The organism is Rhizobium sp. R634 (genome assembly GCF_002211305.1).
Classification (GTDB): domain Bacteria; phylum Pseudomonadota; class Alphaproteobacteria; order Rhizobiales; family Rhizobiaceae; genus Rhizobium.
This window is the reverse complement of sequence record NZ_LOKW01000011.1, coordinates 72907-90660: the sequence shown is the minus strand read 5'-3', so window position 1 is coordinate 90660 and position 17754 is coordinate 72907. Positions and strand designations below refer to the sequence as shown.

General features: G+C 60.8%; 15 protein-coding genes and 1 pseudogene. 15 read left to right on the top strand and 1 reads right to left on the bottom strand.

Annotated elements, in window-relative coordinates:
• Positions 1-100 (top strand): annotated as a pseudogene (locus tag ATY77_RS33455) (IS110 family transposase); the annotation flags it as partial.
• 194 nt (positions 101-294) lie between these two features.
• Here ATY77_RS33455 and ATY77_RS14100 read toward each other — a convergent pair.
• Positions 295-1515, bottom strand: a complete 1221-nt coding sequence (locus tag ATY77_RS14100) for an NAD-dependent epimerase/dehydratase family protein (protein ID WP_088687851.1) — start codon at positions 1513-1515, stop codon at positions 295-297.
• Positions 1516-1656: 141 nt separating this feature from the next.
• On the opposite strand from ATY77_RS14100, the gene ybgC reads away from it, so the two are divergent.
• The 14 genes from ybgC to serA all read left to right on the top strand — a co-directional run bounded on the left by ybgC (position 1657) and on the right by serA (position 17685).
• Complete coding sequence (gene ybgC, locus ATY77_RS14095) at positions 1657-2112, top strand: tol-pal system-associated acyl-CoA thioesterase (protein ID WP_088687850.1); 456 nt, start codon at positions 1657-1659, stop codon at positions 2110-2112.
• 374 nt (positions 2113-2486) lie between these two features.
• Positions 2487-3206 carry a protein TolQ gene (gene tolQ / locus ATY77_RS14090; RefSeq protein ID WP_004671617.1) on the top strand — a complete coding sequence of 240 codons (720 nt, stop codon included), beginning with the start codon at positions 2487-2489 and terminating at the stop codon, positions 3204-3206.
• 18 nt (positions 3207-3224) lie between these two features.
• The gene (gene tolR / locus ATY77_RS14085) at positions 3225-3680 is read left to right on the top strand and encodes a protein TolR (protein ID WP_003566333.1); all 456 of its coding nucleotides are present in this window, start codon (positions 3225-3227) and stop codon (positions 3678-3680) included.
• Positions 3681-3688: 8 nt separating this feature from the next.
• Positions 3689-4831: a hypothetical protein gene (locus ATY77_RS14080; RefSeq protein WP_088677975.1), complete on the top strand. Its 1143-nt coding sequence runs from the start codon at positions 3689-3691 to the stop codon at positions 4829-4831.
• Positions 4832-5269, top strand: a complete 438-nt coding sequence (locus ATY77_RS14075) for a hypothetical protein (protein ID WP_088687849.1) — start codon at positions 4832-4834, stop codon at positions 5267-5269.
• Between the two features lie 22 nt (positions 5270-5291).
• Complete coding sequence (gene tolB, locus ATY77_RS14070) at positions 5292-6602, top strand: Tol-Pal system beta propeller repeat protein TolB (protein ID WP_088677977.1); 1311 nt, start codon at positions 5292-5294, stop codon at positions 6600-6602.
• 151 nt (positions 6603-6753) lie between these two features.
• Positions 6754-7290 carry a peptidoglycan-associated lipoprotein Pal gene (gene pal / locus ATY77_RS14065; protein WP_088677978.1) on the top strand — a complete coding sequence of 179 codons (537 nt, stop codon included), beginning with the start codon at positions 6754-6756 and terminating at the stop codon, positions 7288-7290.
• Positions 7291-7449: 159 nt separating this feature from the next.
• The gene (gene ybgF / locus ATY77_RS14060) at positions 7450-8439 is read left to right on the top strand and encodes a tol-pal system protein YbgF (RefSeq protein WP_088687848.1); all 990 of its coding nucleotides are present in this window, start codon (positions 7450-7452) and stop codon (positions 8437-8439) included.
• Between the two features lie 11 nt (positions 8440-8450).
• Positions 8451-9914 (top strand): tRNA lysidine(34) synthetase TilS, encoded by a 1464-nt coding sequence (gene tilS / locus ATY77_RS14055; protein WP_088687847.1) that lies wholly within the window; start codon positions 8451-8453, stop codon positions 9912-9914.
• A 97-nt stretch (positions 9915-10011) separates the two neighbouring features.
• Positions 10012-11943: an ATP-dependent zinc metalloprotease FtsH gene (ftsH, locus tag ATY77_RS14050; protein WP_088677981.1), complete on the top strand. Its 1932-nt coding sequence runs from the start codon at positions 10012-10014 to the stop codon at positions 11941-11943.
• A gap of 243 nt (positions 11944-12186) precedes the next feature.
• Positions 12187-13539, top strand: a complete 1353-nt coding sequence (gene glmM / locus ATY77_RS14045) for a phosphoglucosamine mutase (protein WP_088678054.1) — start codon at positions 12187-12189, stop codon at positions 13537-13539.
• 268 nt (positions 13540-13807) lie between these two features.
• Positions 13808-14644, top strand: coding sequence for an outer membrane protein (locus ATY77_RS14040; RefSeq protein ID WP_088687846.1), 837 nt, complete (start codon positions 13808-13810; stop codon positions 14642-14644).
• A 189-nt stretch (positions 14645-14833) separates the two neighbouring features.
• Entirely contained in the window at positions 14834-16012 is a 1179-nt protein-coding gene (locus ATY77_RS14035) for a phosphoserine transaminase (RefSeq protein WP_088687845.1), read from the top strand.
• 77 nt (positions 16013-16089) lie between these two features.
• Complete coding sequence (serA, locus tag ATY77_RS14030) at positions 16090-17685, top strand: phosphoglycerate dehydrogenase (protein ID WP_088687844.1); 1596 nt, start codon at positions 16090-16092, stop codon at positions 17683-17685.
• The last annotated feature ends 69 nt before the right edge of the window (positions 17686-17754 follow it).

Below are 17754 nucleotides of genomic sequence, written 5' to 3'. Positions count from 1 at the left end.
ACCAAAAATGATCATCCGCATCGCACTCGCCCGAAAACTCCTGGTCATTCTCAATGCAAAAGCACGAGATGCGCGAAGAGAATTCGAATATGCAACTTGACAACCCAGATAGTCGCTCATTCCTGTGACGAGCACAGGAATCCAGTTCGCCCAAGTCCTTGGGCGCGATAGACTTTTTTCCTTGATGTAATGATTCATTCACGGCGCGGACGCGCCGTGGCTGGATTCCTGTGACGAGCACAGGAATGAGGGAGTTTCTGGTTGCTCCACCTCCCAATACAAGTGCTTTCGTGCTCACGAGACGGACTTCAGCCGCTTGCCTTCCGGATCGTGGTCGATCGTTGCGGCGATGTCCCTCGTCCAGGCGGAGACAGCAGGCACACGCGCGCGGTCGACGCGATAGGCGAATTTCTTCGCCACGTCGACGATCTCGCCGAGCAGGCCGGCTTCCAGCGTGATCGGATCGAGACCGAGGTCGAGGAACTTCTCGTTCCTGACGATCAGCTCGTTTTCTGGGGCTTCCTTGCGCGGATTGGGCAGCCAGGCGATCTTGGCGCCGCTGATCCCCGCGATCATCTGGGCAAGGTCGCGCACCCGATGGGTTTCCGTCATCTGGTTGAAGATTTCGACGCGGGCGCCGCGGGCGGGCGGGTTCTTCAGCGCCAGCTCGATGCAGCGCACCGAATCCTGAATGTGGATGAAGGCGCGGGTCTGGCCGCCGGTGCCGTGGACCGTCAGGGGATAGCCGATCGCAGCCTGGATGAGGAAGCGGTTCAGCACGGTGCCGTAATCGCCGTCATAATCAAAACGGTTGATCAGCTGCGCGTGGCGGCGCGTCTGCTCGGTATGCGTTCCCCAGACGATGCCCTGGTGCAGGTCGGTGATCCTCAGGCCGTCATTCTTTGCATAGAACTGAAAGAGAAGCTGATCCAGGCACTTGGTCATGTGGTAGATCGAGCCCGGATTGGAGGGATAGAGGATTTCCTGGCTGACGGTCTCGCCGGCCGCCGTTTCGATGCCGACGGGCAGGTAACCCTCGGGGATCGCGGCGCCGACCGTCGAATAGCCGTAGACGCCCATGGTGCCGAGATGGATCAGGTGAGCGTCGAGGTTGAGTTCGGTCAGCGCGTTCAGCAGGTTGTGCGTGGCGCTGACGTTGTTGTTGACAGTGTAATTCTTGTGGCGGTCGCTTTTCATCGAATAGGGCGCGGCGCGCTGTTCGGCGAAATGGATGATGGCATCCGGGCGATGCTCCGAAAGCCACTTCTTCAGTAGTTCGTAATCCTTGGCGAGATCGATCAGGTTGAAATGGATGCGGCGTCCCGTTTCCGCATGCCAGATGCGGGTACGCTCCTGGATCGAATCCATCGGCGTCAGCGATTGAACACCGAGTTCGGTGTCGATCCAGCGGCGCGAGAGATTGTCGAGGATATGGATGTCGTGACCGGCATCCGAAAGGTGGAGAGAAGTGGGCCAACCAATGAAACCGTCTCCGCCCATCACCGCAATCTTCATCGCATCGTCTCCTGATCGGTCGCTCGTTATCGGGAATAGTTAGGAATTGTGACAATCATTCAATGCCTGCCGGCGGCGCATTCAATGCTTGCCTGTCGGAAAGCGTTGCGCCAAAGAGGGCACCGGAGTTTGGAGAAAATTATGACGGAACGCCCTTTTTCCATTTCGGGAGAGCTGACGGAGGCCGGACACCGCCTCGTCCAGCGGGTCTATTATGAAGATACGGATTTCTCCGGCCTGGTTTATCACGCCCGCTATCTGCATTTCCTCGAGCGCGGCCGCACGGACTATCTGCGCTGCCTCGGCGTTGAGCAGCGCGAGCTCGTCAGCGCCGACGAGGAGGGCCTCGTCTTCGTCGTGCACCGGATGGAAATCGACTTCAAGAGCCCGGCGCGCATGGACGACGTGCTGACGATCCTGACGCACACGGAAAAGGCCGGCGGCGCCAAGATGGTCCTCAATCAGCAGATCCGCTCGGGCGAGACGCTGCTGATATCAGCCAAGGTGATCATCGCCGTCATCAACGCCAAGGGGCGGCCGAGGCGGCTGCCGGAAACGCTGGCGGCAAAATTCCTGGAAGGCAGCCAGCCGCTATAGCCCGAATCGCTGGAAATGCGGGCTTGTCAAAACTTGAACTTTATGTGAAGGAATTCCCGCGCCGCAGGATGAGCGCTCTTTCGGCAGCCGGACTTGGTTCCGGTCAAGTAATCCATGGAACAAAATCTCCCGAAAATAGGCTTACTGTCACAGTCCCGCACTAACGATCTATTAACCATAATAGTGTCTTACTCGGAAAGTCGGAGTTTGGGCGGTAGACGCCTTCCTTTGACCAAATTTGACGGCAAGAAGGCGGAAGATGAGCTTGGAAGCTTGACCAGGGCTTTGGGCAGCGGCCGCCAGACACTTCTTGCGAGATCACTTTGTGCCGCCCGGTCCTGTGCCGGGCGTTTGGATTCGAGGATTTTGGATCAATGGAACAAGTAGGATTGGCAGCAGCCACGACGGACGTCAGCCTCTGGTCGCTTTTCATGCAGGCCGGCATCGTCGTCAAGCTCGTCATGCTCGGGCTCATCGCAGCCTCTGTGTGGACCTGGGCGATCGTCATCGACAAATACCTGGCCTATGGCCGCGCCCGGCGGCAGTTCGATAAGTTCGAGCAGGTTTTCTGGTCGGGCCAGTCGCTGGAAGAACTCTATCGCTCCCTGTCGGAACGCAACAATACCGGCCTGGCGTCGATCTTCGTTGCGGCCATGCGCGAATGGAAGAAATCCTTCGAACGCGGCGCCCGCTCGCCGATCGGCCTGCAGATGCGTATCGACCGCGCGATGGACGTGACGCTCGCCCGCGAAACCGAATATCTCGGCGCCCGTCTCGGATCGCTTGCGACCATCGGCTCTGCCGGTCCGTTCATCGGCCTCTTCGGCACGGTCGTCGGTATCATGACCTCGTTCCAGGCGATCGCCGGCTCGAAGTCGACCAATCTTGCGGTCGTTGCGCCCGGTATCGCCGAAGCGCTGCTTGCCACCGCGATCGGCCTCGTCGCCGCTATCCCGGCGGTTATCGCCTACAACAAGTTCTCCGCCGACGCCGGCAAGCTCTCGGCGCGCATGGAAGGTTTCGCGGATGAATTCTCCGCCATACTTTCGCGCCAGATCGACGAGAAGCTGCAGCCGCGTGCTGCTGCGCAGTAACCAACGGAGTATTCTGACATGGGTATGGCTGTTGGAGGCAATGGCGGCGGGGGCGGCGGACGCCGCCGTCGCGGCGGTCGGAACAAGGCCGTCATCTCCGAAATCAACGTGACGCCGCTCGTCGACGTCATGCTCGTGCTTCTGATCATCTTCATGGTCGCAGCACCGATGATGACGGTCGGCGTGCCGATCGATCTGCCGGAAACGCAGGCCAAGGCGCTGAATTCCGAGACGCAGCCGATCACCATCTCCGTCAAGAACGACGGCGAGGTGTTCCTGCAGGAAACGCCGATCCCGGCGGCCGAGATCGCCGCCAAGCTCGAGGCGATCGCGACCACCGGCTATAACGAACGCATCTTCGTGCGCGGCGATGCAACGGCGCCCTACGGCGTCATCGCCGATGTCATGGCGCGCATCCAGGGGGCCGGTTTCAAGAATATCGGCCTCGTGACGCAGCAGAAGAAGGACCAGTAACGCTCAAAATGAAGGCCAGCGTCGTCACATCTGCTGTTCTGCATTGCCTGGTTCTTACCTGGGCGATGGTATCGCTCGGCGCCCCGGAATCCTTCAAGGTGGAGGATTTCGAGGCGATGCCGGTCGATCTGGTGCCGGTGGAATCCATTACCCAGATGCAGCAGGGCGAAAAGACGGCTCCGAAGAAGGAAACGTCCGCGCCTGTGCCGACGACACGCCCGCCGATCCCGCAGCCGGCGGAGAACGCCGGCGACAACAATATCGACCTGAAGACGCCGCCGGTTCCGAACGCAAAGCCGAGCAATACCGAGGCTGCGGCAGCGAATTCGAGCGAAAAACCGCTGCCGACGACCGATCCTAAGCCGAACGACGTTAAGGAAGTCAACAAGGAAGAGACCGAGGTTGAGCAGCCGAAGGAGGTTGCTTCGATTCCGCCGCCAAAGCCTGTCGAAGTGACGCCGCCGAAGCCGGAGGAAAAGCCGCCGGAAGAACAGGCCAAGCCTGAGGAGCCGCCGAAGCCCGATGCGGAAGCATTGCCGGACAAGGTGCCGACGCCGGTCGTCAAGCCGCAGGTAAAGCCCCCGGAACCCCAAAAAGCTGCCGAGAAGCCGCCTGAAAAGCCGGCGGATGAGCCAAAAGCCGCCGAAAAACCGACGGATAAGAAGAAGGCCGACAAGAAGCAGGAAGTGGCGAAATCGGCTTCGACGATGAAGAGCGATTTCAACGCCGACGAGATTTCGGCTCTGCTGAACAAGACCGATCCTTCCGCCGGCGGCGCCAAGCGCTCGACGCAGGAAGCCTCGCTGGGGAACAAGAAGAGCAACAGCGGAGCCAAACTCAGCCAGAGCGAGGAGGATGCTGTACGCAGCCAGATTTCCAGCAATTGGAGTGTTGTTTCAGGGCTAGCAGGTGCTAGCGAAGTGCAGCTTCAGGTTCGTTTTCAACTCGATCAAGCTGGGAATGTCGTTGGAGATCCAGAGGTCATTGCGACAGGTGGGCCGGATGCGACACGTCAAGCTCTTAAGAGCAGCGTTTATCGCGCTGTCATGAAATCATCTCCTCTCAAGAATTTGCCAGCAGATAAGTATGAAGGCGAGAACGGCTGGAACGAAATGCGTCTTACCTTCGATGCAAGCGATTTTGGAATCTAGATGCTGAGAAGCTTATGCCATCTGCCGAAGGCCGTCGGAATCCTGACGATATTCGTGGCCACTTTTGCGTTTCCGCTCAGCGTCTGTGCGGAGAGGAAAAGCCGTGAAGAAAGCGATCAAAAAGCACCGATTTTGACCGAGGCAGCTATCGATGCGATGCGAAATGCCATTCAAAATCGCTTTTTCCTGCCCGGCGACTTAAAGGATGCGGGAAGCGTTCATCTAAGCTTCCATGTGCGTCTTGATAAGGACGGTCGCGTTATAGGCTCTCCTGAAGCGGAGGTCAGTGGCGGTAGCGAGCGCACACGGAAAATCGTTACCGACGCCGCTCGTCGCGCAATCACCCGCGCAGCTCCTTACACGATGTTTCCAAAAGACAAATACGATGCCTGGAAGGAAGTCATTTTGAACTTCGACGCCAGCCAACTGAACCTATAAAGTGCTGAAAGGCTTGTTTGACATGGTCAAGTGTTCCCTCATCCGCGCCCTGATGGTCGTCGCCGGCCTGCTCGGTGCCGCAGCCTTTACGACTCCGGCGAACGCTCTTGTCGAGCTCAATATCAACAAGGGCAATATCCAGCCGCTGCCGATCGCCGTGACGGACTTCCTGCAAGGCAACATGGGCGCGCAGGTCTCGCAGGTCATCGCCGCCGACCTGCAGCGATCCGGTCTCTTTGCACCGATCAACAAGACAGCCTTTATCGAGAAGATTTCCAATCCGGACGCTTCGCCGCGCTTCGAGGACTGGAAGGTCATCAACGCACAGGCGCTGGTAACCGGTCGTGTCACACAGGAGGCGGACGGCCGCCTGCGCGCCGAGTTTCGTCTCTGGGATACGTTTGCCGGCCAGCAGATGACCGGTCAGCAGTTCTATACGCAGCCGGAGAACTGGCGGCGTGTCGCGCACATCATCGCCGATGCGATCTATAAGCAGATCACGGGCGAGGAAGGTTATTTCGATACTCGCGTCGTCTTCGTCTCGGAATCCGGCACGAAGCAGCAGCGCAAGCGGCAGCTGGCGATCATGGATCAGGACGGCTTCAACGTGCGCATGCTGACCGATGGCAGCGACCTCGTGCTGACGCCGCGCTTCTCGCCGAGCCGACAGGAGGTCACCTACATGTCCTTCGCCAACCAGCAGCCGCGCGTCTATCTGCTGCAGCTCGAAACCGGGCAGCGCGAGGTCGTCGGCAACTTCCCGGGCATGACGTTCTCGCCGCGCTTTTCGCCTGATGGCCAGAAGGTGATCATGAGCCTGCAGCAGGAAGGCAATTCCAACATCTATACGATGGATCTGCGCTCGCGCACGACGACTAGACTGACCTCGACGGCTGCGATCGATACCTCGCCCTCCTATTCGCCGGATGGCGCGCGCGTCAGCTTCGAGAGCGACCGTGGCGGCAAGCCGCAAATCTATGTGATGAATGCCGACGGTTCCGGCCAGACCCGCATTTCCTTCGGCGACGGCTCCTATTCGACGCCGGTCTGGTCGCCGCGCGGCGATCTCATCGCCTTCACCAAGCAGGCCGGCGGCAAGTTCTCGATCGGTGTGATGAAGCCGGACGGTTCGGGCGAGCGTATCCTGACGACGGGCTTCCACAATGAAGGCCCGACCTGGGCGCCGAACGGCCGCGTGCTGATGTTCTTCCGCCAGGCAGCGGGCTCGGGCGGTCCGCAGCTCTATTCGATCGACCTGACCGGCTACAATGAACAACTCGTGAAGACGCCGACCTACGGTTCCGACCCGGCCTGGTCGCCGCTCTTGGAGTAAGAGGCGCGGCAATGCCTTTTTGTCGCCCTAGAATCATGGAAACCGGGCGACTACGGGACAAATCAGTAAATTGTTAACCATGATCTTTGAGGGGCGGTTAACCGAGTGCGGTTACTGTCCGGAAACCCTGAAATCGCAAGGAGACCCGGCCATGAGCCGAATTCACACCCCGGCAATGAGCCGCATGCAGAATTTCGCCCGCAACCCCGTCATGATCGCGCTTCTCGCCGGTCTCGCGCTTGCAAGCTGCGCCAACAAGAAGAATGGCGGCATGCCGAACAGTGCCGGTGACATGGGTCTCGGCGCCGGTGCAGCAACGCCGGGCTCGGCCCAGGACTTCACGGTCAATGTCGGTGACCGCATCTTCTTCGATACCGACTCCTCGTCGATCCGTGCGGATGCTTCGCAGACGCTCGACCGTCAGGCTCAGTGGCTCGGCCGTTACCCGAACTACCAGATCACCGTCGAGGGCCATGCCGACGAACGCGGCACGCGCGAATACAACCTTGCTCTCGGCGCCCGCCGTGCCGCGGCTGCCAAGGATTACCTCGCTTCGCGCGGCGTTCCGGCGCAGCGCATGAAGACGATCTCCTACGGCAAGGAACGTCCGGTCGCCGTCTGCGACGATATTTCCTGCTGGTCGCAGAACCGCCGCGCGGTCACCGTGCTCGGCGGCGCCGGTATGTAATCACCGGTTATAATTCGTTTTCGGAAAGGCGGTCCCGTCAGGGGCCGCCTTTTCTTTTTGACCACACTTTGGCCAGACTCCGTTGCTTTTTGACAGCAATTGGAAAAATCTCCTGTTCGCGCCCAAAGCGCGAAGAATCACTGGGACAGGACGATACATATGAAGAAACTTGTCGTGGCAGGCATGCTGTGCCTCGCGGCTATGACCGGGAGCGAGCGGGCGGCTTATTCGGCCTCGTTCTTCGGGCTGCATCTCGGCGGCCGGTCCGCGGAAAACCAGGCGGCGCCGCCTGTCGTCAAGGTGCAGAGCGGCGATGCCGAGGTTCGCGTGCAACAGCTCGAAGAGCAGTTGCGGCAGCTGAACGGCCGGATCGAGGAGATGAGCTTCCAACTGCTGCAGATGCAGGAGACGATCCGCAAGCAGCAGGAAGACAATGAATTCCGCTTCCAGCAGCTCGAAAAGACGGATTCCGGCGGCGGTGGCGCCAAGGCTCCCGTCAAGAAGAGCGAGACCGATGCGGCTCCGGCAGCGTCCGGCGGGGACGATGTCGCCAGGGTCATCCAAGCACCGCAGGGAGCCGAAACGGCTCCCTCCAACGACGTGCCTGAGAACACCGGCCTCGGTCAGCCGCCGAAGCAGCTCGGCTCGATCGAGTTCGATCAGAACGGCAATCCGGTCGGCGGAAGCGTCGACGAGAATGCCACCATCGGTTCCGGCCCAATTCCCGATGCCAATGGCGGAACGCCGCAGCAGACCGCCTCGCTCGGCAGCGAGGCCGACCAGTACAAGGCGGCCTATGGCCATGTCCTGTCGGGAGACTACGGCACCGCCGAGCAGGAATTCAACCAATATATCGCTCGTTACCCGAGCAGCGCGCGCGCAGCGGATGCCAATTTCTGGCTCGGCGAAGCGCTCTATTCGCAGGGCAAATATAATGAGGCGGCCAAGACCTTCCTCAACGCACATCAGAAATACGGCAGCTCGGAGAAGGCGCCGGAGATGCTGCTGAAGCTCGGCATGTCGCTTGCCGCCCTCGATAATAAGGAAACGGCCTGCGCGACGCTGCGCGAGGTCTCCAAGCGCTATCCGAAAGCCTCCCGCGCCGTCATAAGCAAGGTTGCGAGCGAACAGAAGCGCCTCGCCTGCTAAGGCCTTCGGCCATGTCTGCGGAGGGCACCTCATCGCCTCGGCTGGCGATCCGCCAGTTTCTCCACTCGCTCCAAAGCCCCGCGCGCATTCTCGTCGCGATTTCGGGCGGCAGCGATTCCACCGGTCTGCTTCTCCTCCTCGATGAAGCCGTGAAGGCCGCGCCTCATCTCAACATCTCCCTATGCGCTGCGACCGTCGACCATGCGTTGCGCGTCGGCTCCGCAGAGGAAGCGGGAGAGGTTGCAGCCCTTTGCGCATCGCTCGGCATTTCCCACACCATCATGACCTGGCGGGGCGAAAAGCCGAAAACCGGTATTATGGCCGCGGCCCGAGAGGCCCGTTACGGCTTGCTCGCCGAAGCAGGCGACGCTTTCGGCGCCGATTTGATCGTTACCGGCCATACATTCGACGACCAGCGCGAAACCTTGCGGATGCGCGGTATGCGAACGGAGCAGGTTTCATCAGGCATTGCCGATGCGGTGCTCTTTGACCGTCGCTTCTGGATTTTCCGGCCGCTTCTCTTTTCCACCCGGGCAGATATCCGCGCTTTTCTCAAAGAGCGGGGCGTGGGGTGGATCGACGACCCCAGCAACGAGGACGTGAAATACGAACGCGTGCGGGTGCGTCGGCAGTTATCTGCCGATCCTGTGATGGAGACGGATATTCGTGCGGCCTGGGCAGAGCGGCTGGCTTTGTCGTCGCAGGGAGCCGAATGGCTGGATCGCCATTTCAGGCTTCATGGCGGCCTGCTTGGGCAGGTGACGCCGGATGGGTTGCGGCAGGATCGGGCAGTTCTGGACTATGCGCTCGGCCGCCTGACGGCTGTCTTCGGCGGGCAAGCCTTCGTACCGGGCAGGGCGCAGATGGAGCGCCTCCTCTCATTTGCCACCGGCGGAGAACCGGAGCGGGTGACTGTCGGTCGAGTGGTGTTCGATCGCAGGCGTGACGGGCTTTATTTCACGCGCGAAGGCCGGGGGATATTGCCGCTGGTTCTGCGGCGGGGAGAGGCACGGGTTTGGGATGGAAGGTTTCTCGTGCGCAATGGATCGGCAGTCAACGCTAGAATAGAAGCATCAGCCGGCACCTCCTCCCTCATTCCTGTGCTTGTCACAGGAATCCAGCCACCGCGCGTCGGCGCGGTGAATGACTCTACAAAACAGGACGAGTCTTCCGCGCCCAATGACTTGGGCGCGCTGGATCCCTGTGACGAGCACAGGAATGAGGGAGGAGAGGGCAGGGGCCTGCCCAAGGCGGCATGGAAACGTGCGGTCGCCTCAGCACCGGTTTTTTTCGTCGATGGACACCCTCTATCTCCGGAAACCGCCCGATTAATCCATCTGACGCCCTATTTCGCACCCTTCGACCGCTTTTTGACACGATTTGACTTCATCTTTGCAGATAGGCTTTCGGCGGATTTCGCGATGGTTCCCTATGCAGGGCTGCCTTTAAGAAGTATTGACGGAAAAACCATCTGACTTGGGGGATTGCCTTGGCAACAGCCTGGCGCAACCCTATGTTAGAAACGAATAAGACGGTCGCCATGAGGCGGCTGTTCCAGTGCTGGGGAGTTCGATGAACCCTAACTTACGTAATTTTGCCTTGTGGGCGATCATAGCGCTTCTGCTGATCGCTCTTTTCAGTATGTTTCAAACGGCGCCGGCACAGACGGGCTCCCGCGAAATCCCTTATTCGCAGTTTCTGCGTGAGGTCGATGCGGGCCGCGTGAAGGAAGTCGTGGTCACGGGCAACCGGCTGAGCGGTACTTATCTGGAGAACAACAATAACTTCCAGACCTATTCGCCCGTCATCGACGACAGCTTGCTCGACCGCCTGCAGACCAAAAACGTTGCTGTCACTGCGCGTCCGGAGACCGATGGGTCTTCCGGCTTCCTGAGCTATCTCGGAACGCTGCTGCCGATGCTGCTTATCCTTGGCGTCTGGCTGTTCTTCATGCGGCAGATGCAAGGCGGCTCGCGCGGCGCGATGGGCTTCGGCAAGTCCAAGGCCAAGCTTCTGACCGAAGCGCATGGCCGCGTGACCTTTGAAGACGTCGCCGGCGTCGACGAGGCCAAGCAGGATCTCGAGGAAATCGTCGAATTCCTGCGCGACCCGCAGAAGTTCCAGCGTCTCGGCGGCAAGATCCCGCGCGGCGTGCTGCTGGTAGGCCCTCCGGGCACCGGCAAGACGCTGCTCGCCCGTTCGGTCGCCGGTGAGGCCAATGTGCCCTTCTTCACCATTTCAGGGTCCGACTTCGTCGAAATGTTCGTCGGCGTCGGTGCAAGCCGCGTGCGCGATATGTTCGAGCAGGCCAAGAAGAATGCGCCCTGCATCATCTTCATCGACGAAATCGATGCGGTTGGTCGCCATCGTGGCGCCGGTCTCGGTGGCGGTAACGATGAACGCGAGCAGACGCTGAACCAGTTGCTGGTCGAGATGGACGGCTTCGAGGCGAATGAAGGCGTGATCCTGATCGCCGCCACCAACCGTCCTGACGTTCTCGATCCGGCGCTGCTGCGTCCCGGCCGTTTCGACCGCCAGGTCGTGGTGCCGAACCCTGACATCGTCGGGCGCGAGCGCATCCTGAAGGTGCATGCCCGCAACGTTCCGCTGGCGCCGAATGTCGATCTCAAGGTTCTTGCCCGCGGCACGCCCGGTTTCTCCGGCGCCGACTTGATGAACCTCGTCAACGAAGCCGCCCTCATGGCCGCCCGCCGCAACAAGCGCGTCGTCACCATGCAGGAGTTCGAAGACGCCAAGGACAAGATCATGATGGGCGCCGAGCGCCGTTCCTCGGCGATGACCGAGGCGGAAAAGAAGCTCACTGCCTATCACGAGGCCGGCCACGCCATCACCGCGCTCAACGTTGCCGTTGCCGATCCTCTGCACAAGGCGACGATCATTCCGCGCGGCCGTGCGCTCGGTATGGTCATGCAGCTTCCCGAGGGCGACCGCTACTCGATGAGCTACAAGTGGATGGTGTCGCGCCTCTGCATCATGATGGGCGGCCGCGTCGCCGAAGAACTGACCTTCGGCAAGGAAAACATCACCTCGGGCGCGTCCTCGGATATCGAGCAGGCCACCAAGCTTGCCCGCGCCATGGTCACGCAATGGGGCTTCTCCGATCAGCTCGGTCAGGTCGCTTACGGCGAGAACCAGCAGGAAGTCTTCCTCGGTCACTCGGTTTCTCAGTCGAAGAACGTTTCGGAAGCCACCGCGCAGAAGATCGACAACGAAGTGCGCCGCCTGATCGACGAAGCCTATACGCAGGCCCGCACGATCCTGACGGAAAAGCACGATGAATTCGTTGCCCTGGCCGAAGGCCTGCTCGAATATGAGACGCTGACCGGTGAGGAGATCAAGGCGCTGATCCGCGGCGAGAAGCCTTCGCGCGATCTCGGCGACGACTCTCCGCCAAGCCGCGGCTCGGCCGTTCCGAAGGCGGGCGCGCGGCCTGCCACCAAGGGCGACGAGCCCGAAGGCGGCCTCGAACCGCAGCCGCATTGAACGGCGGCACCCCACAAGACAAGGCCGGTTTTCCCACATGGGAAAGCCGGCCTTTTCCATTGGTAACGGGATATAATCATTTTTCTCGGTAATTTACGTGCCGATGACCATGTTTTGTGGCATCCCGATGAATTGAGGCAGATCTGATTCATAGGTCCCGGACTGACGACGGATCCAAGAAAGCCATATTCGCTTGAAATGTTGCGCAGCCTTGAATGGCGCGCGGAAAGCGCAGGAGTGCAGATGAAAAGACGCTATTTCGGGACCGACGGCATTCGCGGCCAATCCAATGTCTTCCCGATGACGCCGGATCTCGCGATGCGGGTCGGTATCGCCGCCGGCACGATCTTCCGCCGCGGCAACCATCGCCATCGCGTCGTCATCGGCAAGGATACGCGTCTTTCCGGCTATATGCTCGAAAATGCCATGGTTGCGGGTTTCACGGCCGCCGGTCTCGATGCTTTCATTCTCGGCCCGATCCCGACGCCTGCCGTCGCCATGCTGACGCGCTCCCTGCGCTGCGATATCGGCGTGATGATCTCCGCCTCGCACAATCCTTACGAGGATAACGGCATCAAGCTTTTCGGTCCCGATGGCTACAAGCTCTCCGACGATATCGAGGCCGAGATCGAGGACCTGCTCGAAAAGGACCTGAACGCGCAGCTCGCCAAATCCGACGATATCGGCCGTGCCAAGCGCGTTGACGGCGTGCATGACCGCTATATCGAACATGCCAAGCGTACCTTGCCGCGTGACGTGACGCTGCAGGGCCTGAGGATCGCCATCGACTGCGCCAACGGTGCCGCTTATAAGGTGGCGCCCGCCGTGCTCTGGGAGCTCGGCGCCGATGTCGTGACCATCGGCAACGAGCCGAACGGCACCAACATCAATCTCAATTGCGGCTCCACCAGCCCGGTCGCGTTGCAGAAGAAGGTTGATGAAGTACGCGCCGATATCGGCATCGCTCTCGACGGCGATGCAGACCGCGTCATCATCATCGACGAGAATGGTTCGATCGTCGACGGCGACCAGCTGATGGCCGTCATCGCCGAAAGCTGGGCCGAGAACCAGCAGCTGCGCGGCAACGGCATCGTCGCCACTGTGATGTCCAACCTCGGCCTCGAGCGCTTCCTCGACGAACGCGGCATGGCGCTCGCCCGCACGAAGGTCGGCGACCGCTACGTCGTCGAGCATATGCGCCAGCACAATTACAATGTCGGCGGCGAGCAGTCCGGCCATATCGTGCTCTCGGATTACGGTACAACGGGCGACGGCCTGGTTGCCGCGCTGCAGATCCTTGCCGCCGTCAAGCGCACCGGCCGGACGGTTAGCGAGGTCTGCCGCCGCTTCGAGCCTGTGCCGCAACTGCTGCGCAATGTCCGCATCAGCGGCGGCAAGCCGCTGGAAGATATCCAGGTGCAGAAGGCGATCGCCGATGCCGAAGCCGAACTCGCCAAGAACGGCCGCCTCGTCATCCGCCCGTCAGGCACCGAGCCGCTGATCCGCGTCATGGCTGAGGGCGACGACCGCGCCCAGATCGAGCGCATCGTCAACGAATTGATCGGAACGATCTCGAACGTCCGGACGGCGGCTTAATTCGTCGAATATAGATTACGCGAAGAGCCGGTGCGCATGCGCCGGCTTTTTTGTTAAATCCATATGCCAGCGAAATCGCATCGTCAGATCGCAGTTTCAAAGACTTTTACCGCCGCAATCCAAGTTTCCCCTGCCGGAAGCTTCAAGATCTTCAGTAAATAATCGTGGTTAAGCAGCTTTTAACGTTTCCAATTCATTATCCATGCGAAGCGTATCAGATTGGCAGCGACTGAGCCTGCCGGCGCAACGGGATTTTGGAGTGAGATCCATGAAGAGAAGCTTGTCCGGCGTCCTCGCCGCATTATTGATCGCGACAAACGCCTATTCCGCGGACTTGGCTCCTGCCGAGCCGATCCCGGAGCAGCCGCCCGAGGTGACGGTCACCGAAGCCACCGGCTGGTATCTGCGCGGCGATGTCGGCTATGCCTTCACCGATCTGCGCGGCGCGCGCTATTTCCAGGGCAGCAACGCCACCGAAGTCGATTTCGACGACGCCGACCTTGATGACGCATGGACGATCGGCGGCGGTGTCGGTTATCAGATCAACAGCTATCTGCGTACCGATCTGACCTTCGATTATCTGACGGAAGCTGATTTCCGCGGCTCGACGGTTGGCCAGTGCGGCTTCCCGCTGGTGGATTGCACCTCGACCGACCGCTCTTCGCTCACCGCCTACACGCTTCTTGCCAACGCCTATGTCGATCTCGGCACTTATGGCTACGTCACGCCCTATGTCGGCGCCGGTATCGGCGGTTCCTACGTGAAGTGGAAGAACCTGCGCAACGTCGCCTGCGCCGATGACGGCAGCTTCTGCGACGATCAGGTCACCCATGGCGGCAAGGGCAACTGGCGCTTTACTTACGCTCTCATGGCCGGCGCCTCGGTCGACGTGACCTGCAACTTCAAGGCCGATGTCGGCTACCGCTACCTGCATATCGATGGCGGCAACATGTTCGGCTATGCTGAAAATGGCGGTCCGGGCCGCGACAAGGGCCTCAGCGCCCATGAAGTCCGCGTTGGTGGCCGCTACCTCTTCGGCGGATGCGCCCAGGCGAGCTACGAACCGCCGCCGGAAATTCCGCTGCAGCCGGCGGTCTACAAGTAAATCCGAACCCTTCGCATGAAAAAGCCGCCCCCTCAACCGGGCGGCTTTCTTCATGGCCGCCACCCCGCCTGCGTCAAAATATCTTCCCTCTGCGACACTTCGGTCTTGACTATGAGGCCGCCGATCCATAGACACGGCGGCGGGACACCCTTCCCCAACGAAGGGCTTTCTATCTGAGAGGATAGCATCATGGCGAAGACCGCAAAGCCGGACATCCGTCCGCACAATACCCATTTTTCTTCTGGCCCCTGCTCGAAGCGCCCCGGTTGGTCGCTCGAAGCCCTTTCCGACGCGGCCCTTGGCCGTTCGCACCGCGCGAAGGTCGGCAAGGCCAAGCTGAAGCAGGCGATCGACCTTACCCGTGAAATTCTTCAGGTGCCGGCGGATTACCGCATCGGCATCGTTCCGGCGTCGGACACCGGCGCCGTCGAAATGGCGCTTTGGTCGCTGCTCGGCGAACGCGGCGTCGACATGGTCGCCTGGGAAAGCTTCGGCGCAGGCTGGGTCACCGATGTCGTCAAGCAGCTGAAGCTCAAGGATGTGCGCAAGCTCGAAGCCGGTTACGGCGAGCTTCCCGATCTCTCGGCCGTCGATTTTGACCGCGACGTTGTCTTCACCTGGAACGGCACCACGTCTGGCGTGCGCGTGCCGAACGGCGATTTCATCCCTGCCGACCGCAAGGGCCTGACGATCTGCGACGCCACGTCGGCGGCCTTCGCCCAGGAACTCGATTTCGCCAAGCTCGATGTCGTCACCTTCTCCTGGCAGAAGGTTTTGGGCGGCGAGGGTGCACATGGCGTCATCATCCTTTCGCCGCGCGCCGTCGAGCGCCTCGTGACCTATACGCCGGCTTGGCCGCTGCCGAAGATCTTCCGCATGACCTCGGGCGGCAAGCTGACGGAAGGCATTTTCCAGGGCGAGACGATCAACACGCCGTCGATGCTCTGCGTCGAGGATTATATCGATGCGCTGCTCTGGGCCAAGGAGCTCGGCGGCCTGAAGGCGCTGATCGCCCGCGCCGATGCCAATGCCAAGGTCATCCACGATTTCGTCGCGGCAAACGACTGGATCGCCAATCTCGCCGTCAAGGTGGAAACAGCCTCCAACACCTCCGTCTGCCTGAAGATCGTCGACAAGGACATCGCGGCGCTCGACGATGACGGCCAGGCGAACTTCGCCAAGGGTCTGGTCGGCCTCCTGGAGAAGGAAGGCGTCGCCTATGACATCGGCCATTACCGCGACGCGCCGTCGGGTTTGCGCATCTGGGCCGGGGCTACGATCGAGGCGTCCGACATGCAGAAGCTGATGCCCTGGCTTTCCTGGGCCTTCGAAACGCAGAAGGCGCAGCTCTCCCAGGCGGCTGCCTGACGTGACAGCATCCGGCTCCGCCACAGGGCGGAGCCCTTGATTTCATCCATCGCTGAACATTTTTGAAGGAGTCCCTCATGGCACCTCGCGTTCTCGTATCCGACGAATTGTCGGAAACCGCCGTCCAGATCTTCCGCGACCGCGGCGTCGAAGTCGATTTCGAACCGCAGCTCGGCAAGGACAAGGATCGTCTGCTCGAAGTCATCGGCAAGTATGATGGTCTCGCCATCCGCTCCGCCACCAAGGTGACCGAAAAGATCATTCAGGGGGCGACGAACCTCAAGGTCGTCGGCCGCGCCGGCATCGGCGTCGACAATGTCGATATTCCGGCCGCCTCGCGGCGCGGCATCATCGTGATGAACACGCCGTTCGGCAACTCGATCACGACGGCCGAACATGCAATCGCGCTGATGTTCGCCGTTGCCCGCCAGCTTCCGGCAGCCGATACCTCGACGCAGGCCGGCAAGTGGGAAAAGTCGAAGTTCATGGGTGTCGAGATCACCGGCAAGACGCTCGGCGTCATCGGCGCCGGCAATATCGGCTCGATCGTCTGCGCCCGCGCCATCGGTCTCAAGATGCATGTCGTCGCCTATGACCCGTTCCTCTCCAAGGAGCGCGCCGAGGAGATGGGCGTCACGAAGGTCGAGCTGGACGAGCTTTTCGCCCGTGCCGATTTCATCACCCTGCACGTGCCGATGACCGACAAGACGCGCGGCATTCTCAACAAGGAAGCGCTGGCGAAGACCAAGCCCGGCGTGCGCATCATCAACTGCGCCCGCGGCGGCCTGGTCGATGAAGCGGCTCTTGCCGAAGCCATCAAGTCGGGCCATGTTGCCGGTGCCGCCTTCGACGTGTTCGAGGTCGAGCCCGCCAAGGAAAGCCCGCTCTTCGGCCTGCCGAATGTCGTCTGCACGCCGCATCTCGGCGCTTCGACGACCGAAGCGCAGGAAAACGTCGCCCTGCAGGTGGCCGAACAGATGGCGGACTACCTCGTCAAGGGTGCGGTCTCCAACGCCATCAACATGCCGTCGATCACCGCGGAAGAAGCGCCGATCCTGAAGCCCTTCATCCGTCTTGCCGACGTTCTCGGCGCCTTCGTCGGCCAGGTCACCGAAGAGCCGATCAAGGAGATCGAGATCCTCTACGACGGCATCACCGCCAACATGAACACACGGGCGCTGACCAGTGCGGTGCTTGCCGGCCTCATCCGCCCGCAGGTCGCCGACGTCAACATGGTTTCGGCGCCGATCATGGTCAAGGAAAAGGGTGTGGTGCTTTCCGAGGTCAAGCGCGACAAGACGGGCGTGTTCGACGGTTATATCAAGCTGACGGTGACGACCGAAAGCATGACGCGCTCGGTCGCCGGGACGGTGTTCTCGGACGGCAAGCCGCGCTTCATCCAGATCAAGGGCATCAACCTCGATGCCGATGTCGGTTCGCACATGATCTACATCACCAACACCGACGTCCCCGGCATGATCGGCTTCATCGGCACGACACTCGGCGGCGCCAACGTCAACATCGCCAACTTCCAGCTCGGCCGCGACAAGCAGGGCGGTGACGCCATCGCGCTGCTCTATGTCGACGGCGAGGTGGACGACGGCGTGCTCGCGCAGCTGACGGCCCACCAGGCGATCCGCCAGGCAAAGCTGCTGACGTTCAACATCGACTGAGTTTCCTCCTCCCAAGGAAATATGGAAAACCCGGCGCTGGAAACGGCGCCGGGTTTTCTGCGTCAGGAA